Genomic DNA, 493 nt, shown 5'->3' on the forward strand with positions numbered 1-493 from the left:
GAATGGGTTCATGTGCAGCTCCATCAGCAAAAGGGGATGATAAGTTTATCACCACCGACTATTTGCAACAGTGCCGTCGGTAATGGGCGCGTTCGCCGAGTTCGAACGCGCCTTGATCCGCGAGCGGCAGCGCGAGGGCATCGCGCTCGCCAAGCAGCGCGGGGCCTACCGTGGCAGGAAGAAATCCCTGTCGTCTGAGCGTATTGCCGAACTGCGCCAACGTGTCGAGGCTGGCGAGCAAAAGACCAAGCTGGCTCGTGAATTCGGAATCAGTCGCGAAACCCTGTATCAATACTTGAGAACGGATCAGTAAATATGCCACGTCGTTCAATCCTGTCCGCCGCCGAGCGCGAAAGCCTGCTGGCGTTGCCGGACACCAAGGATGAGTTGATCCGTCACTACACGTTCAGCGAAACCGGCACTGTTGCAAAGTTAGCGATGAGGCAGCCTTTTGTCTTATTCAAAGGCCTTACATTTCAAAAACTCTGCTTAC

Annotated in this window: 1 pseudogene; it reads left to right on the forward strand. The window is 55.0% G+C overall.

What is annotated here, in order from left to right:
- Window positions 1–76: 76 nt before the first annotated feature.
- Window positions 77–313 (forward strand): annotated as a pseudogene (locus NA389_RS21940) (recombinase family protein); the annotation flags it as partial.
- Window positions 314–493 lie beyond the last annotated feature (180 nt).

The organism is Salmonella sp. NW645, assembly GCF_051703725.1.
Taxonomy (GTDB): Bacteria; Pseudomonadota; Gammaproteobacteria; order Enterobacterales; family Enterobacteriaceae; genus Salmonella; species Salmonella enterica.